The sequence below is a fragment of the Trinickia dabaoshanensis genome (genome assembly GCF_002879885.1).
GTDB classification, from domain to species: Bacteria; Pseudomonadota; Gammaproteobacteria; order Burkholderiales; family Burkholderiaceae; genus Trinickia; species Trinickia dabaoshanensis.
The window spans coordinates 59,647-75,134 of record NZ_PNYA01000021.1 but is presented as its reverse complement, the minus strand read 5'-3'; the positions used below and the strand labels follow the sequence as shown (position 1 = coordinate 75,134).

Genomic DNA, 15,488 nt, shown 5'->3' with positions numbered 1-15,488 from the left:
CGCAAAGGAGCGTGTTCACGATTGTCCTTGCACCGGGCCCAATTCCTCCGTGTCCTCTGTGTGTTCGATGAGCCAGTTCAACACCGGCGCTAGCGCATCATCGGAGTTCTTCTCGTAGATGAGCCCGTGACCATTTCCGAACACACCATGGTCGGGAAGATGCAACACTTCCGCGTTGCCGCCCGCCGCTTTGAGTTGCTCGATCGCGGGGCGGCTTGCTGCGGCGAAGGCCGACGCTTCCGCGGTAACCGCGACGATCGGTAAGCCGGCGAGAGCCGGTAACCGGTATTGGCCGGGCTTCGCCGAGCGCAGTTCTTCAGGCGTTGAGACCGGCGGTTCCCAGTTCATCGGCACGGCCGCGAGGCCCCAGGCGAGCGAGCCGATATTGGGGATGTTCGCAAACGGAGGACCCATCGGTTCGACTGCGACGATCGCCTTGACGAGCCCAGGCCGACGATCGGCTACGACCCAGCCGACGGGCCCCGACGCCGAGTGCGTCAAGAGAATTGCCGGACCTACTCTATCCAATAGCTTCGCAATCCGATCCGCCTCGATGTCTTGCGAAAAGGCGAGGTCTGCGGGCAGCGGACCATAGCCGGCGATGAACTCGTCCATGGCGGCTTCGTCGTTCCGTGCGAAGGGCCATTGCGTGTGCCGATCTTCGTATTCGCTCGGGAAGTAGATATGGCGGCCGTGTTCATACGAGAACGCCGGCCCCATCGGCCCCATCGTCTCGACGTGGAAGGGCGATCTTCCTTGTCCTGGACGGTCGGCAACGAGAACCGCATAGCCCGCTTCCACGAGGCGCTGCGCCCAGCCCGGCCGGCCATCCGGTGTGTCGAACCACTCGGTTCCCTGATAGCCGCCTCCGTGTAAAAGCACGATCGGCCATGGGCGAGTGACTTGCTCCGGCGCTTCCCATTCGACGAAGAGCGGGCCGCTTTGGTAGGTCGCGCCATTTCGTTCGACTCGATCGCCCGCAATCCACATATGCCCGCGTCGCACGGTGCGCGGGACAGCATTTTTCCAAAAGGCCAAGTTCATTCTCCAGTGTCGGAAGTAAGGTGTGAGGCGCGCCGTGTTACCTGCTGCAATGGCCCGCAGTCTCGCAAATTCATTTATGTTCGGCAATTGAATACAATGAACACTGTGCGTTCATTTTTGTGGGTCTGAATTTATGGAGTGGAGCGACGTCAAGATCTTCCTGGCAATAGCGCGCACGGGAACATTGGGCGCCGCTGCGCGTGCGTTACGCTTGAGCCATCCGACCATTGGCCGACGGCTTCGCGCGCTCGAAGAGGCGACGGGGCAAGTGCTTTTTCAGCGAACGGCGGAAGGTTTCGTCTTGACCGGGGAAGGCACCGCGATCTTGCCGCTCGCCGAGCAAATGGAGGACGGTGCGGTCGCCATGGAGCGGCGGCTGGCTGGCGAGCAGCAAGCGCTGGAAGGAACGCTCAGGGTGTCATCGGCCGATTGGTTCGGTGCGCATGTGCTGCCGCCGGTTATTGCCGAATACTCGCGCAAGTATCCGCATGTCGAGATCGAAGTCCTGACAGGAACGCGCTTGTTCAACCTGGCGCAGCGTGAAGCGGACGTCGCTTTCCGTATCGTCCCATTCGAAGGTCATGACATCGTACAAAGACGGTTGACCCGGATGCGCTACGGCGTTTACATAGCAAATTCGAGCGTCGATCCAATCGAAGGCGACGGCGCAGGGAGCCGCTTGATCGCGATGGATACGTCGACCGGTGCCTTTCCGGATATCGACTGGCTAAAAAATCGCTTTCCAAACGCAGGGGTCGGGTTGCGGTCGAACAACCGTAATGTCCATGCGCAGATGTGCGGCTCGGGGCTCGGCATTGCCGTGCTGCCACGACCTGTCGGCGATCAAAATCCTGCCATTCGGCGACTCGCGTTGAGCGAAGACCCACCGCACCGCGATATCTGGATGGGCTACCACCGCGATCTCAGGCGGCTACAACGTCTGCGCGCCTTCGTTGATCTCGTGATGAAGCATGTGGCCGATTAACGGCCCCGTGATGCACCTAAATCAGGCGTTTTATGCGTAAGAGCAATCCAACCGGCAAGAATCGATAGTGCCGCCACGACAAGGGGCGGCACTCCGTGTCCGTCTTCTCCGATGACGGGGCTGCCGAAGACCAGTGTGGCCGTTTGATCGACGAGCCGGCCGATCTCGGCTGTTCAACCCGTAGTGGCTTTGTGGGCCGCAGCAAAGACATCGCGAGCGGACGTCGTGCCCGCGACGTGCTCCGTACCCGCGACACCGACGTCCATCCAGCCCGCATTGACGGCATCGAACATCGCTTCGGCCGGTCCTGTCTGGCCCTTCGGTATGCCGAACTGTTCGAACGCGGCAGACCACCCATCCCGCGGCATGGCGAAGGCGTTGACGTCGCGCTGCAAGACTTCGCCTAGCTGGGCCGCGACTTCATCGGCGCTCACCATCGAGCCGAGCTCGACGACGCGATGCCCGGACCACGCCGGACCGGTCAGCAGCGTCGCCACCTCGGCGCCGATATCGTCGGTCGCGACCATGGTCGACTTCCGATCCGTCGGGTTGTAATACACCGGTAGCGTGCCACCCTGGGCAACGTGCAAGCCGTAAAGGAAGTTTTCGAAAAACCCGCCGGCTCGCACATAGGCGATCGGCAACGGCAGGCGCTGCAGTCCTTGCTCTAGGAGCGACAGGGCCGTGATCATTCCCAACCCTTCGGTTCGGTTCGCCCCCATCGACGACAGCACGGCCACCCGCGGCGGAGCTGCCCTGGTCAGGGCCTCGACATAGTTCTCGATCACGCTCTTCGCTTCTCTAAAATCAGGCGAGGGAGCCCAAACAGAAGGCAGCATGACGAATGCGCCTTCGACCCCTTCGAGCGCCTGCTCGACCGCGGTCACATCGTTCCAGTCGCCGTCGATCAGCTCCACACCTCGAGCCGCCCATTGCGTCGCCTTCTCGCGATTGCGGACCAGCGCACGTACTTTCTTGTCTTGCGCTAACAGATGCCGGGCCGTTGCGCCGCCTACGCGTCCAGTGATTCCCATTACCAAAAACATGTATTTCTCCTGAAATGAGTCGTGCCTTTGAACGCGGGCGGAAGCGGGGGGCGACAGCCGAGCGCGTTGAGGTTCGGTCTTTGCTTGAGGGCAGGTCTATCATAGAGACCTATGCCTCGCGCCGGAAGGAGGCAGTTTTTTGTTACCAGAAGACCGAAAGGGAACCTGAATGAGTACCGCCCAGAATGCGATCGAGCGATTCAAGGGATATCAACGTCAATTGGATGACGCCGAGCCAGCACACTGCGCGATTCGCGACGTGCTCGACCGCATAGGCGACAAATGGAGCATGCTCATGATCATGGAGCTCGCGACGCGATCGCAGCGCTTCAGTGAGCTTCATCGAGCCATCCCGGACATTTCCAAGCGCATGCTTACCCAGACACTTCGCGATCTGGAGCGCGACGGACTCATTACCCGACATGTTTTTCCCACCAGCCCGCCAAGCGTCGAGTATCGCTTGGCTCCGCTAGGCCAATCCTTGTTGGAACCGATGGCGGCCCTCATCGATTGGGCCGATCGTCGTTATCCCGACATCCACGCCGCGCGCGTCCGCTTTGACGGCGCATCCGGTGATGGTCCGCTCACCAGTCGAGAATGACTGCCATGAACGCTAACCCCCACCGTCCGGGTCAAAGAAAATCACCCACGTCCGGAAGTCTTCGCTGAAGCTTTCGAAGCGATGATCCGTATGAGCCGGTACGAAAAGAAAGTCGCCGGCTTTGAATTCGCACGTTTGGTTCTCTCTCCGAAATACCCCCGAGCCGGACGAGACGATGTACACCTCGTCGCGCGTATGCGGCGTTTGCGTATCGACACCGCGTGGCGCGAACAACTCGACGGAAACGTCCCCTCGCGCAAACACGGTGGCAAACGGCACGGGAAGCTCGGACAGCAAAGCGGATGTATCGGCCTCGGAAAGATGCAGTACGTCGCTCGGGATGGTCGTCATAGTCGATCCTGTTTTGACGTGGGCGTGTTACGCGTTTGCGGCGAGTAAGCTCGATGCAAGGTGTCCACATCATAGCGCCGGAGAGATCGTCGCCGTGGCCGCTTGTTGGGTTCGCTTATGCACAGGAACTCCTGCATATCCGCAGTCCGCATCCCTCGCCGTGGGAAATATCGCAAACCGACTACGGAAATCAGGTCTGCAGACCTGTACGCCATTGCCAATACTTAACGCGAATCGATCGGTTCATCGCATTCGGGGCCACCTGTTAGTGCCGGTATTGGGCCGAATCCGAGAGCCGTCTCCGCTCAATCCATTCGCAATTTTGAGGAATCGACGTGGCATACCTGGATCCGATCGGCGCGGTACGTGCGCTCCCTACCGATCTCAATACCTACTGGGACAGACCTCTACCGCCGGCCCCAGGCCCGTCCGGAATCAGCGGCGACATGAACACGGGCAATGCAAAGCTGGTTTGGGACGAGGATGGCGATGGCGAGAAGGCGACGGCGACGATCACCAACAACCAAAATCAGGTCGTCGGACAGGTGTGCGTCGATGACAAGACGAACGCGGTCTACGTGACCAAGTACGATCCGAGCACCGGCAAGCCCGAAGTCGATCTCGCGACAGGCAAGCCGGAAACATCGAGCTTCCATTACGATTCCGCAGGCAATCTCATCAACGACGGCAGCGTCACGTCCGAAGACCGCGCTCACATACCCCTCGATGACTTCGACGAAATTCACAATCATTTCGTCACGCTGCAAGACGGCACCGCGAACACGCTGCCGATCTCCGTCGATATCGCCCCCGATATCACGAGCCCATCGGGCCACTCGCTGACGGCAATGCTGACGATGCCTGCCAAGCCGAGTTCGAATCCCGACCACACGATCGATATGCTTTTCATCAAGGCAGGTGGGATAGAGCAGGACGGTTCGACTGCGGATCCCAAGCAATTGACCGCCCAATTCATGCCGGAGGCAGGCACCGACACGACCTACGTCTCGCCGATGCCGGAGTCGGCCCCGGCCGCCGCGCCAGCCACCGCGCCTTCCCATCCCTCGGACAAAGGATGGTTGCAGGATTTGACCTCTTGGACGTAACGCCGTAGGCGCAGGAAACAAACGGCAGCCCGCGGCCGGAACCGGCGCGGCCTGCCGCCGTCGTTCAAACTCGCAATTCGCCCCTCTGCTTTTCCCGGCGCCGCGCGTGCCCGTCTGCACATCCACTCCCTCGACGCAACGCAAAGCGCCCGCATAACGCGCCGGTCAGACGCATGCTGCCGCGCTTGCATGCCTACGTGCGTTCGCCTTTCGAATCAGCAAGTTAGCCTGTCCGCCCTCAGGTTACCCACAACCTTGCCAACAAAATCTGGGGATAACCCTCGCGCTACGACGAGCCGCCGATGGCGGTCCGCGCTCGGCCGCACCGACCGCCCGAGCCGCCCCTAGGGTAAACACAAATGCCCCCCGGCCGCCCCCGCATCTAGAATTTGATCAATTCATAGATAGCAAAAACGCTTGCTATAGATTAATTAAAGGCACGGAGACGCCATGGCGGTCGATTACCAAAAATTGCGGTTCGACTACGTTCGAGCCGCCGAGCACGACGCTCCCGCTCAGCCGGTGCATCCGGTGGTAGTGGTAGGGGCGGGGCCGATCGGCCTGTCTGCCGCGATCGACCTCGCGCAGCAGGGCGTCAGCGTGGTGCTGGTCGACAATGACGACACCCTCTCCACCGGTTCGCGAGCGATCTGCTTCGCCAAGCGCACCCTCGAGATCTTCGATCGCTTGGGTTGCGGGGACCGCATGGTCGAGAAGGGCGTGAGTTGGAACGTTGGGAAAGTCTTCTTCCAAGACGAGTTGATCTATACGTTCAACTTGCTGCCCGAAGCGGGGCACGCGAGGCCCGCATTTATCAATCTGCAGCAGTATTACGTCGAGGGCTACCTCGTCGATCGGGCGATGGCGCTCGAGAACATCGAGATTCGCTGGAAGAGCAACGTGATCGGAGTCGAACAACGCGACGATCATGTCGAGCTTCGAATTGAAACGCCCGACGGCACCTATCCGCTCAGGGCGCAGTACGTCGTCGCGGCCGACGGCGCGCGAAGCCCCATTCGCAACATGCTGGGCCTCGACAGCCATGGGCGCACGTTCAAGGACCGCTTCCTCATCGCCGACGTGAAAATGAAGGCGGCGTTCCCCACGGAACGCTGGTTCTGGTTCGATCCACCGTTCCACCGCAATCAGTCCGTGTTGCTTCACCGCCAACCCGACGACGTCTGGCGTATCGATTTCCAATTGGGCTGGGATGCCGACCCGGTCGCCGAGAAAGCGCCCGAGAAAGTGATTCCGCGCGTGAATGCGTTGCTCGGCGAAAACGTGGAATTCGAACTCGAGTGGGTCAGCGTCTATACGTTTTCGTGCGTGCGCATGGACTCGTTCCGTCATGGCCGCGTCTTGTTTGCCGGCGATAGCGCGCATGGCGTCTCGCCGTTCGGCGCGCGCGGTGCGAACAGCGGCGTTCAAGATACCGATAATCTCGCGTGGAAGCTGCGGCTCGTGCTGGACGGCGAAGCGCCGTCCGCGTTGCTCGATACCTACGCCTCGGAACGCGAATTCGCCGCCGACGAAAACATCCGCAACTCGACGCGCGCGACCGATTTCATCACGCCCAAGAGCGCGGTCTCTCGCTTGTTCCGGGACGCAACGCTCAAGCTCGCGAAAGACTGTCCGTTCGCGCGGCGCATCGTCAATAGCGGCCGGCTGTCGGTGCCGGCGGTGCTGTCCACTTCGCCGTTGAATACGCCGGATGCCGAAAGCGACGCATTCGCGGGCCCGATGGTTCCGGGCAGCGTGTGCATCGACGCACCGGTGGCGGTCGATGGCAAGAGCGCCTGGTTTCTCAACCAAACCGCCGGCAGTGCATTTACGGGCATTTATTTCCCTCGGTTTGACGAGGACTTCACCAAGGTAGCCGCGAACTTGGACGCGCTTTGCAAGCTTCCGATCGGCGTGCGCCCGGTGATCGTCATTCCCCACGGCGCACAGGTGCCCCCGGTCCCGAACGCGACGATCGTCGAGGACGTGCAAGGGCTCGTCACCGTGCGCTTCGACGCGCGTCCCGGCACGTTCTATCTACTGCGTCCCGATCAGCATGTCTGCGCGCGCTGGCGTGCATTGAACGTGAACTCGGTTTCCGCCGCGCTCGATCGGGCGACATGCAACATCACTTCGAACGGCTGAACGATCATGAGCCATCTCAATCTCGACCCCAACATCGCGGACATGGACGCGTTCTACGAGCAGCTTATCGACACGCATCAAGGACTCAGCGATGCCGATAGCCATGCGTTAAACGCCAAGCTCGTTTTGTTGCTCGCGAATCATATCGGTGACATGGACGTGCTCAAGGAAGCCTTCGCGAAGGCGCGCTCGGGCTTGACGGCCGTCGCATGAGCGTGACGGTGCCGATCGTTTTGCGAAACCGGCGCCGCCCCGCGTCAAGCCTCGTTCGATTGCGGCGTGAGCAGGCCGAAGCGCCAAGACAGCCGTTGCGTGGCGCCGAGCAGCGCGCGTCCGATCGATCCTTGAGCGCTGCGATCGAATCCGCTCGACGGACCGATGACGGCGATTACGAGGCGAATGCTGCCGGTGTGATCGAAGACGGGCGCGGCGAGCGTCCCGATGCCGGGAATCGGCGCATCGAACGCTTCGTCGAGGCCGCTCTCGCGGATGCGGTCCAAGCGCGCACGATAGCTCCGCGAGACGGAGGCGGGCGCCGCCGCATCGCCCGCAAGCCGAATCGGCTCCTGAGCGAGAAAGCCTTTGAGTAAATCTTCGGCCATATGCGCGGCGAACACACGCCCGATCGCCGTGTTGACGAGCGACATCACGGTGCCGACACGCAAGCTGATATGTTGCGGCCGCGCCGATTCCTCGAGCCGGATCACGGTGGGGCCCAGCGGTCCCAACGTAGCGGCGGCCACCGATAGCTCGGTCGCAGCCGCCAACGCGACGATCTCGGCTTCGGCGTCGCGCGTCGGCGAGAGGCGTTGCAGTGCGATCAACCCGAGTTCGAACGCAAGGGGCCCGGCCGTAAAACAGCCGTCGTCGTTACGTTGGAGCAGGCCGATTTTTTGCAGGCTGACGAGGTGAGGGAATGCTTTGGCGGGCGGCATGCCGGCGGCTGCGGCGAGGTCGCGCAGATTGAGCGGATGACCGGCCGCGGCAAGCGCCGATAGGATCTCGCCGGTGCTGTCGAGCGCATTGATGCCGCGCTGCGCTTTCGTGGGGGCTTGCCCGAGGTCGTCGTTCAGGGCGTCGGTGGAATCAAACGGCATGGGTCGGGGTCTCGTGAGGCAGAGCGTGGGCGATGCGCTTCGCGGCTTCGGTCATCTCGCGCGCGATCGATCCGTCCCAGTCGATGTCCATCGCGCCCGACGGCCCGATGACGGTCAGCGCGAGCAACAGCGTGCCGTTCGCGTCGAGCACGGGCACGCTCATGCTGCTGATGCCGGGGCTCGGCATATCGACGCTGCGCGCGAGGCGGCGGCGCCGGATCGCGTCCAGGCTAGCGTGCTTGTCCGGGCGCGAAGCGCGATCGCCGGCGATCAATTGCGCCTGAGCGAGGCCTTGGTGTTTCATCATGTCGGCGAGTTGTTCCGCGCTCGAGAAAGCGCTGAACAGCCGGCCGGTGGACGTGGTTTCCAATGACATCACGGTGCCCACATGCAAATTCACATGCAGCGGATTGCCTCCGCGCTCGTAACGCACGATCGTCGGCCCTTGCGCGCCCGCGACGCACACGGCCACGCTGAAGCCGGTTCTCTCGGCCAACTGCGTCGCGTACGGCACCGCCACGCGATAGGCCGGTTGCTGCTCGACGTAGATCAGGCCAAGGCGCAGCGAAAGCGGGCCGGGCTCGTAATAGCCGGTGAGGGCGTCGCGCTTCACGAGTCCGAGCTTCGTGAGACTGACCAAATAAGTGTGGGCCTGCGCGGTAGAAAGGCCGGCGCTCGATGCCAATTCGCTGAGCGCGACGCGCTCGCGCCGCGAAGCGAACGCTTCGAGAATCCGTCCGGCCACTTCGACGCTCTGAATCCCGCGTTGCGCTTTAGGGGTTGCTTCGTTCAATTGTGATATCCGCTCCTGCAGGCTTACGCCATGGTGCCCGATCGTAACGCATTCGCCGAGCGCGTCCCGAACCGGGGTTTTCCCGTAGTTCAACTATAGCAAGATCGTTTGCTATTGACAAAGATCAAGGTCGAAGTGACCATGCGGTCATATACCGCCCCACTCATCGGATAGGAGACAGACGTGGCCAAGGCATTCGCATCTCAAGCAGACCTCGAAGAGAAGAAGATCACTTTCACGCAGTTGTCGGAGAACGCATGGGCGTACACGGCGGAAGGCGATCCGAACTCGGGAGTGATCATCGGCGACGACGGCGTGCTGATCGTCGATACGACGGCCACGCCTGCGATGGCGCAAGATCTCATCGCTAAGATTCGCGGCGTGACCGACAAGCCCATCAAGTACGTCGTGCTCTCGCACTACCATGCGGTGCGCGTGCTCGGCGCCTCGGCGTACTTCGAGGAAGGCGCGCAGCAAATCATCGCGAGCCGCGGCACCTACGAGATGATCGTCGAGCGGGGCGAACAGGATATGAAGTCGGAAATCGAGCGCTTTCCGCGTCTGTTCGCGGGGGTGGAGACGGTGCCGGGGCTCACGTGGCCAACGCTCGTATTCGATAAGGAAATCACGCTGTGGCTCGGTAAGCTCGAAGTGAAGATCGCCCACCTCGGCGCCGGTCATACGAAGGGCGATACGGTCGTCTGGCTGCCGTCGCAAAAGGTGCTGTTCTCGGGCGACCTCGTCGAGTACGACGCCGCTTGCTATTGCGGCGATGCGCAGCTCGAAGCGTGGCCCGCGACGTTGGAAGCGCTGCGCGCGTTGAACGCCGAGAAACTCGTACCCGGCCGTGGCCCCGCGCTGCTGTCGCCCGAGCAAGTGAACAAAGGGCTCGACTACACGAAAGACTTCGTCACGACGCTGCTTCAAGCCGGGCGCGATGCCGTGAAGGAAAAGCTCGATCTGAAGGGCGCGATGGCGCTGACCCGCAAGACGATGGACCCGAAGTTCGGCCATGTCTTCATCTACGAGCATTGCCTCCCGTTCGACGTCTCGCGCGCTTACGACGAAGCGAGCGGCATCACGCATCCGCGCATCTGGACCGCGCAGCGCGACAAGGAAATGTGGAGCGCGTTGCAGGACTGAACCCACCGCGGCGTTGCAGGAAAGGTCCCGCGCGGGACCTTTCTTTTTGATGAACTACCGAGGGCGCGCGAGACGCCCTAAGACAGGCCGGTCGCGCAATCGAGCGCGGTGCCATGGAGCGAGACAATGCAGAACACTTTGAAGCTCGATTCGTCGAGCGAGACGTATGCCGCAGGGGACGAACAGCGATTGTTCGCCAAGGTCGCTTGGCGCACCATTCCCTTTCTATTCGTTTGCTATGTCGTGTCCTTTCTGGACCGGATCAATATCGGCTTCGCGCAATTGCAGATGAAGCACGACCTCGCGTTCAGCGATGCGATGTACGGTCTCGGCGCGGGCGTGTTCTATATCGGTTACGTCTTGTGCGAAGTACCGAGCAATATGCTGTTGGCCAAGTACGGCGCTCGCAAGACGTTCGCCCGCATCATGCTGCTATGGGGCGTGGCCTCGGTCTGCATGATGTTCGTATCGAAGCCGTCGCATTTCTACTTCCTGCGTTTTATGCTCGGTGTGTTCGAGGCGGGCTTCTTCCCCGGCATCGTGCTTTATCTGACTTACTGGTTTCCGGCGAATCGGCGGGCGGCCGTCATGTCGGTGTTCTTCGCCGGCGTGGCGGTGGCAGGCGTGCTCGGAGGCTTGATGTCGGGCTGGATCATGCGCGACATGGGCGGCGTGGGCGGCCTTTATGGATGGCAGTGGATGTTCGCGTTGGAGGGGGCACCCGCGCTCGTGCTTGCCGTTGCGGCGTTTTTCTATCTCGTCGACAAGCCGCAGGATGCGCGGTGGCTCAGCGAAGCGGAAAAAAACAAGCTCGTCGCTTTGTGTGCGGAAAGCAATCCGAGCGCTAACGGACACGGCGCACACGATGCGCGCAGTTTTACCGCCGCGCTCGTCAATCCGCGCGTCTACCTGTTCGCCTTCATCTATTTCTCTCTAACGTGCGCGTCGCTGACACTGAACTTTTGGATGCCGCTGATGATCCGCGATTTCGGCATCAAGGATGTCGTTCAGGTCAGTCTTTATACGGCTATCCCCAACGCAATCGGCGCGATTGGGCTGATCGTGATCGCGCGGCGCTCCGATCGGAAGGCCGAACGCCGTCGCCACTTCGCTTTCTGCACGATCGGTGGCGGTATCGCGCTGGCGGCGCTCACGCTCCATCTGAGCAGTTTTGCCGCGATGCTCGCGATCCTGTCGGCGGCGGCCGCTCTGATTTTTGCGGCGCTGCCGATCTTTTGGGCCGTGCCGCCCAGCTATCTTGCCGGCAATGCGGCCGCTTCGGGCATCGCGCTGATCAGCAGCATCGGCATTACGAGCGGCATCGTCAGCCCGTGGGTGATCGGCCAGATTCGCACGAGCACCGGGAGCATGGATATCGCGGTGTATCTGCTGGCGGGGTTGCTCGTGGCCAGCGGCGTCGCGCTGATGGCGGGCGTGAAGCCGAGCGTCCCTCAACCTCGGTGATTTTTTAGACGAATCGGAACGAAATCGAACCGAGCCGTCCGTAATCGACATGGAAGGAGTCGCCCGCCGCCGCCGGCGTCGGGCGCGTGAACGAGCCAGCCAGTACGATGTCGCCCGCGTTCAGCCTTTCGCCATACGGGGCAATCTTGTTGGCGAGCCAAGCAACGCCCCTGGCCGGATGATTGAGCACGGCCGCCGCGAGCCCCGTTTCCTCGATCACGCCGTTCTTGTGCAGCATCGCGCCGACCCAGCGCAGGTCTACCTCCATCGGCTTCACTGGCCGCCCGCCGAGGACGATGCCCGCATTCGCCGCGAAATCGCTGATGGTGTCGAAGACTTTGCGCATGGCACGCGTGTCGCGGTCGAATTGCTCGATGCGAGCGTCGATGATCTCGACGGCCGGCACGACGTAGGCAGTTGCCGACAGTACGTCGAACAAGGTGACGCCCGGTCCTTCGAGCGGTTTATCGAGCACGAAGGCCAGCTCCACCTCGACGCGCGGCGCGATGAAGCGGCTCGCCGGAATGTCGGTGCCCGCATCGAAGAACATGTCGTCCATCAATGGGGCATAGTCGGGTTCGGTGATTTGACTGACTTGCTGCATTGCGCGTGAGGTCAGTCCGATCTTGCGGCCCTTGATCGTCCGGCCGTCCGCTAGCTCGAGCTTGACCCATTCGCGCTGGATGGCGTAGCCGTCGTCGATCGTCATCTCGGGAAAGCGGCTCGAGAAATGGCGCAATTGCGTGCGCGTCTTGCGCGCCTCGTATAGTTGGCGTGCCAGCGATGCGATCGTCTCTTGCGGAACCATCGGTCAGCCTCGCGAGAAGAGCGGATGCAGTGAGCTCAGGCGCGCGTTGTACACCTCCTGGCCCTCGTCGATTTGCAATGTGATGCCCATGTGTTTCGTCGCCAGCAGCGGGGCAAAATGTGCTTCGACGCGCGCGCGCAGCGCAAGCCCCGCCGCCTCGTGTACGGCTGCGCTGCGTCCGCGCGCAAGCCGTAGGTTCAAGTAGACGAACGAGTACTCGCCGGTTCCGCCCGCTGCCCGTCCGGCCTTGCCGCCATCGGCTATCGCGTAGTGAGCGGCAGGGTAGGCGAGCACGCGGACGCCGCCGATCGGAAACACCGGATGACCGGCTTCATCGCGTTGCTCGCACATCGTATCGGCGAGGGCCGCGCATAGCGCTTGCATGTCGGTGCCCCCGTCCGCCACCGGGCGATCGAGATCGGGGGTATAGAGAATCGTTAGATGCGGCATGTCGTTCTCCTAAATGATGCTGCGGTCATAAGCGAGCAAATGCGCGGTACCGCTTGGCACTCGATGCCTCGGCCGGCGGAATCGCCTGGCCGTCTTGCGGCGTCACAGGAAATACCGCGTTGATCTGCCCCGTGCCGGACGCGCCAAAATATGGCGTGATCACTTCGACCCGGCCGTCGTAAGCCGACCATCCTAGTGCGCCGAGCATCATCGCCGTGTCGTGCATGAACCCTTCGCCGTGACCCTTCGTTGCGTACTCGGGCAGCATCTCGCAGAACGTTTTCCAATCGCCGCGCTCCCACATTGCGACGACTTGCCGGTCGAGCGTCTCCAATAGCGGGCTCCAAATCTTGAACGCGTACTCGGGGGCGAGCCCGTTTTGCGCGAATCGATGGCTCAAGCTGCCGCTTGCAAGGAACGCCACTTTGCCGTCGTAGCGCTCCTGAACGGCGCGACGCATCGCCCAGCCGAGGCGGGCGCTGTCGCCCAGGTAGTGCGCCATGCAAAGCGCCGATACCGATACGACCTTGAAATGCTCATCGGCGTTCATGTACCGCAGCGGGACGAGCGTGCCGTACTCGGGCGCGAGCGTCGTGGCATCGTGAGAAAACGTCTCGACGCCGTGCTCGTTGCATACTTCGGCGAGCAGCCGGCCGAGCGCGGGATTGCCCGGCGCTTTGAACGGCATGTTCGCAATGAAGTGAGGTAACTCGTTGCTGGTGTACAGCCCTTCGAAATGCGGCGCGCAATTGACGTGGTAATTCGCGTTGACGAGCCAGTGCGTGTCGAACACGACGAGCGTATCGACGCCGAGCGCCTTGCAACGCCGGGCGATTTCGCGATGTCCGTCGATCGCATCTTGCCGGGTGCCTTTGCGCGGGCCGTCGAGTTCGGATAGGAACATCGAAGGCACGTGCGTGATTTTTGCAACGAGCGCGAGTTCGCCCATGATCGTCTCCTCGGCGTTGCGCCGATCAAACGCGTCCCCATTGGGGAATAGGATGAGAGCCGAGCGAGACGCACACGTTCTTCGGCTCGAGGAACACTTCGTAGCTCCACGTGCCGCCTTCGCGGCCGACGCCCGAAGCCTTCGTGCCGCCGAACGGCTGGCGCAGATCGCGCACGTTTTGGCTATTGACGAAGCACATACCGGCCTCGATCGCGGCGGCGACGCGATGGGCGCGGCCCGTATTCTCGGTCCACACGTAGCTGGACAATCCGTATGCGATGTCGTTCGCGATACGGATCGCGTCGGCCTCGTCGTCGAACGGAATCAAACAAGCGACGGGACCGAAGATTTCTTCTTGGGCAATGCGCATCGTGTTCTCGACATCGACGAACACCGTGGGCGCAACGTAGTTGCCGTCTTTTAGCGACGCGGGCAAATCGAGCGCATCGAGCCCACCGCAGGCGAGTGTCGCCCCTTCTTGCGGGCCGAGTTCGATGTAGCTTCGCACCTTCGCGAGGTGATCGCGGCTGATCATCGGGCCGATGATCGTGTCGTCTTGCAACGGGTCACCTACCTTGAGCCGTTTCGCGCGTTCGATGAAGCGGTCGGCAAAACGCGCGTAGATCGACTTTTGCACGAGAATGCGCGAGCCCGCGGTGCATCGTTCGCCATTGTTCGAGAAAATCATGAATACGGCCGCATCGAGCGCGCGCTCGAAGTCGGCATCGTCGAAGATCACGAACGGCGATTTGCCGCCGAGCTCCATCGAGAATTTCTTCAAGCCCGCCGCTCGAACGATGCGATTGCCCGTGGCGGTGGAGCCCGTGAACGAGACCGCGCGCACGTCGCGGTGCGAGACGAGCGGCTCACCCACCTCGGGCCCGAAGCCGTGCACGATGTTCAGCACCCCCGGGGCGATGCCGGCCTCGAGCGCAAGCTCGCCCAAACGCGATGCGGTCAGCGGCGACAGCTCGCTCATCTTCAATACGGCCGTGTTGCCGAAGGCGAGGCACGGCGCGACCTTCCAAGTCGCGGTCATGAACGGCACGTTCCAGGGAGAAATGAGCGCGCACACGCCGACGGGATGGAAGAGCGTGTAATTGAGGTGCGTGTCGGTCGGATAGCTGTGCCCGTCCACGCGGGAACACATCTCGGCGAAGTAATGAAAATTATCGGCCGCGCGCGGAATCAGTTGCTTGCGCGTTTGCGCGATGGTTTGGCCGCTGTCGTTCGTTTCCGTCTCGGAGAGTTCGGGAACATATTGCGTGATCAACTCGCCGAGCTTGTGCAGCGCACGCGCGCGGTCCTTGGGCGTGCGTGCCGCCCAGCCGGGGAATGCGGCCTTCGCGGCGGCAACGGCGGCGTCGATCTCTCGCGCGCCGCCGCGCGCCACCTCGGCAAGCACCGCTTGATTCGCGGGGTTGACGGTTTCGAAGTAATCTCGGCCCGCATGCCATTGGCCGTCGATGAGGTGGTCGATACGCATGAAGAGTCCTATCGATTTCG

Annotated in this window: 14 protein-coding genes and 1 pseudogene; 7 read left to right on the top strand and 8 right to left on the bottom strand. The window is 62.0% G+C overall.

Annotated features, from left to right (window positions below):
* Positions 1-15: 15 nt before the first annotated feature.
* Positions 16-1,038, bottom strand: coding sequence for an alpha/beta hydrolase (locus C0Z18_RS21530; protein ID WP_199189514.1), 1,023 nt, complete (start codon positions 1,036-1,038; stop codon positions 16-18).
* A gap of 139 nt (positions 1,039-1,177) precedes the next feature.
* On the opposite strand from C0Z18_RS21530, the gene C0Z18_RS21525 reads away from it, so the two are divergent.
* Complete coding sequence (locus C0Z18_RS21525) at positions 1,178-2,029, top strand: LysR family transcriptional regulator (RefSeq protein ID WP_102647465.1); 852 nt, start codon at positions 1,178-1,180, stop codon at positions 2,027-2,029.
* 173 nt (positions 2,030-2,202) lie between these two features.
* Here the strand turns inward: C0Z18_RS21525 and C0Z18_RS21520 are convergent, their stop codons facing one another.
* Positions 2,203-3,075 (bottom strand): NmrA family NAD(P)-binding protein, encoded by an 873-nt coding sequence (locus C0Z18_RS21520; protein ID WP_102647464.1) that lies wholly within the window; start codon positions 3,073-3,075, stop codon positions 2,203-2,205.
* Between the two features lie 169 nt (positions 3,076-3,244).
* Here C0Z18_RS21520 and C0Z18_RS21515 point away from each other — a divergent pair, with 169 nt between their 5' ends.
* Entirely contained in the window at positions 3,245-3,676 is a 432-nt protein-coding gene (locus tag C0Z18_RS21515; RefSeq protein WP_102647463.1) for a winged helix-turn-helix transcriptional regulator, read from the top strand.
* A 12-nt stretch (positions 3,677-3,688) separates the two neighbouring features.
* On the opposite strand, the gene C0Z18_RS21510 is transcribed toward C0Z18_RS21515, so the two are convergent.
* On the bottom strand, positions 3,689-4,027 hold the full coding sequence (locus C0Z18_RS21510; RefSeq protein WP_102647462.1) for a cupin domain-containing protein: 339 nt from the start codon (positions 4,025-4,027) through the stop codon (positions 3,689-3,691).
* A gap of 335 nt (positions 4,028-4,362) precedes the next feature.
* Here C0Z18_RS21510 and C0Z18_RS21505 point away from each other — a divergent pair, with 335 nt between their 5' ends.
* The 3 genes from C0Z18_RS21505 to C0Z18_RS21495 all read left to right on the top strand — a co-directional run bounded on the left by C0Z18_RS21505 (position 4,363) and on the right by C0Z18_RS21495 (position 7,491).
* Entirely contained in the window at positions 4,363-5,133 is a 771-nt protein-coding gene (locus tag C0Z18_RS21505; protein ID WP_146014066.1) for a hypothetical protein, read from the top strand.
* A gap of 450 nt (positions 5,134-5,583) precedes the next feature.
* Positions 5,584-7,278, top strand: coding sequence for an FAD-dependent oxidoreductase (locus tag C0Z18_RS21500; protein WP_102647460.1), 1,695 nt, complete (start codon positions 5,584-5,586; stop codon positions 7,276-7,278).
* Positions 7,279-7,284: 6 nt separating this feature from the next.
* Positions 7,285-7,491, top strand: coding sequence for a DUF2783 domain-containing protein (locus C0Z18_RS21495; protein ID WP_102647459.1), 207 nt, complete (start codon positions 7,285-7,287; stop codon positions 7,489-7,491).
* 44 nt (positions 7,492-7,535) lie between these two features.
* On the opposite strand, the pseudogene C0Z18_RS33915 reads toward C0Z18_RS21495, so the two are convergent.
* A pseudogene (locus tag C0Z18_RS33915) lies at positions 7,536-9,189 on the bottom strand (IclR family transcriptional regulator).
* Between the two features lie 162 nt (positions 9,190-9,351).
* Here C0Z18_RS33915 and C0Z18_RS21485 point away from each other — a divergent pair.
* Both C0Z18_RS21485 and C0Z18_RS21480 read left to right on the top strand, forming a co-directional pair.
* On the top strand, positions 9,352-10,311 hold the full coding sequence (locus C0Z18_RS21485; protein ID WP_102647458.1) for an MBL fold metallo-hydrolase: 960 nt from the start codon (positions 9,352-9,354) through the stop codon (positions 10,309-10,311).
* Positions 10,312-10,437: 126 nt separating this feature from the next.
* Positions 10,438-11,775, top strand: coding sequence for an MFS transporter (locus C0Z18_RS21480; protein WP_102647457.1), 1,338 nt, complete (start codon positions 10,438-10,440; stop codon positions 11,773-11,775).
* 4 nt (positions 11,776-11,779) lie between these two features.
* Here the strand turns inward: C0Z18_RS21480 and hpaH are convergent, their stop codons facing one another.
* The 4 genes from hpaH to hpaE are packed head-to-tail and all read right to left on the bottom strand — an operon-like array spanning position 11,780 to position 15,468.
* Positions 11,780-12,583 carry a 2-oxo-hept-4-ene-1,7-dioate hydratase gene (gene hpaH, locus C0Z18_RS21475; protein ID WP_102647456.1) on the bottom strand — a complete coding sequence of 268 codons (804 nt, stop codon included), beginning with the start codon at positions 12,581-12,583 and terminating at the stop codon, positions 11,780-11,782.
* 3 nt (positions 12,584-12,586) lie between these two features.
* Entirely contained in the window at positions 12,587-13,033 is a 447-nt protein-coding gene (locus tag C0Z18_RS21470; RefSeq protein WP_102647455.1) for a 5-carboxymethyl-2-hydroxymuconate isomerase, read from the bottom strand.
* Positions 13,034-13,058: 25 nt separating this feature from the next.
* Positions 13,059-13,982: a 3,4-dihydroxyphenylacetate 2,3-dioxygenase gene (hpaD, locus tag C0Z18_RS21465; RefSeq protein ID WP_102647454.1), complete on the bottom strand. Its 924-nt coding sequence runs from the start codon at positions 13,980-13,982 to the stop codon at positions 13,059-13,061.
* A 25-nt stretch (positions 13,983-14,007) separates the two neighbouring features.
* Positions 14,008-15,468, bottom strand: a complete 1,461-nt coding sequence (gene hpaE / locus C0Z18_RS21460) for a 5-carboxymethyl-2-hydroxymuconate semialdehyde dehydrogenase (RefSeq protein WP_102647453.1) — start codon at positions 15,466-15,468, stop codon at positions 14,008-14,010.
* Between the last annotated feature and the right edge of the window lie 20 nt (positions 15,469-15,488).

Bases quoted from the DNA above. Each gene is read 5' to 3' on its own strand.
- C0Z18_RS21525 (WP_102647465.1), top strand. From the start codon at position 1,178: ATGGAGTGGAGCGACGTCAAGATCTTCCTGGCAATAGCGCGCACGGGA.
- C0Z18_RS21520 (WP_102647464.1), bottom strand. From the start codon at position 3,075: ATGTTTTTGGTAATGGGAATCACTGGACGCGTAGGCGGCGCAACGGCC.
- C0Z18_RS21515 (WP_102647463.1), top strand. From the start codon at position 3,245: ATGAGTACCGCCCAGAATGCGATCGAGCGATTCAAGGGATATCAACGT.
- C0Z18_RS21510 (WP_102647462.1), bottom strand. From the start codon at position 4,027: ATGACGACCATCCCGAGCGACGTACTGCATCTTTCCGAGGCCGATACA.
- C0Z18_RS21500 (WP_102647460.1), top strand. From the start codon at position 5,584: ATGGCGGTCGATTACCAAAAATTGCGGTTCGACTACGTTCGAGCCGCC.
- C0Z18_RS21495 (WP_102647459.1), top strand. From the start codon at position 7,285: ATGAGCCATCTCAATCTCGACCCCAACATCGCGGACATGGACGCGTTC.
- C0Z18_RS21480 (WP_102647457.1), top strand. From the start codon at position 10,438: ATGCAGAACACTTTGAAGCTCGATTCGTCGAGCGAGACGTATGCCGCA.
- hpaH (WP_102647456.1), bottom strand. From the start codon at position 12,583: ATGGTTCCGCAAGAGACGATCGCATCGCTGGCACGCCAACTATACGAG.
- C0Z18_RS21470 (WP_102647455.1), bottom strand. From the start codon at position 13,033: ATGCCGCATCTAACGATTCTCTATACCCCCGATCTCGATCGCCCGGTG.
- hpaD (WP_102647454.1), bottom strand. From the start codon at position 13,982: ATGGGCGAACTCGCGCTCGTTGCAAAAATCACGCACGTGCCTTCGATG.
- hpaE (WP_102647453.1), bottom strand. From the start codon at position 15,468: ATGCGTATCGACCACCTCATCGACGGCCAATGGCATGCGGGCCGAGAT.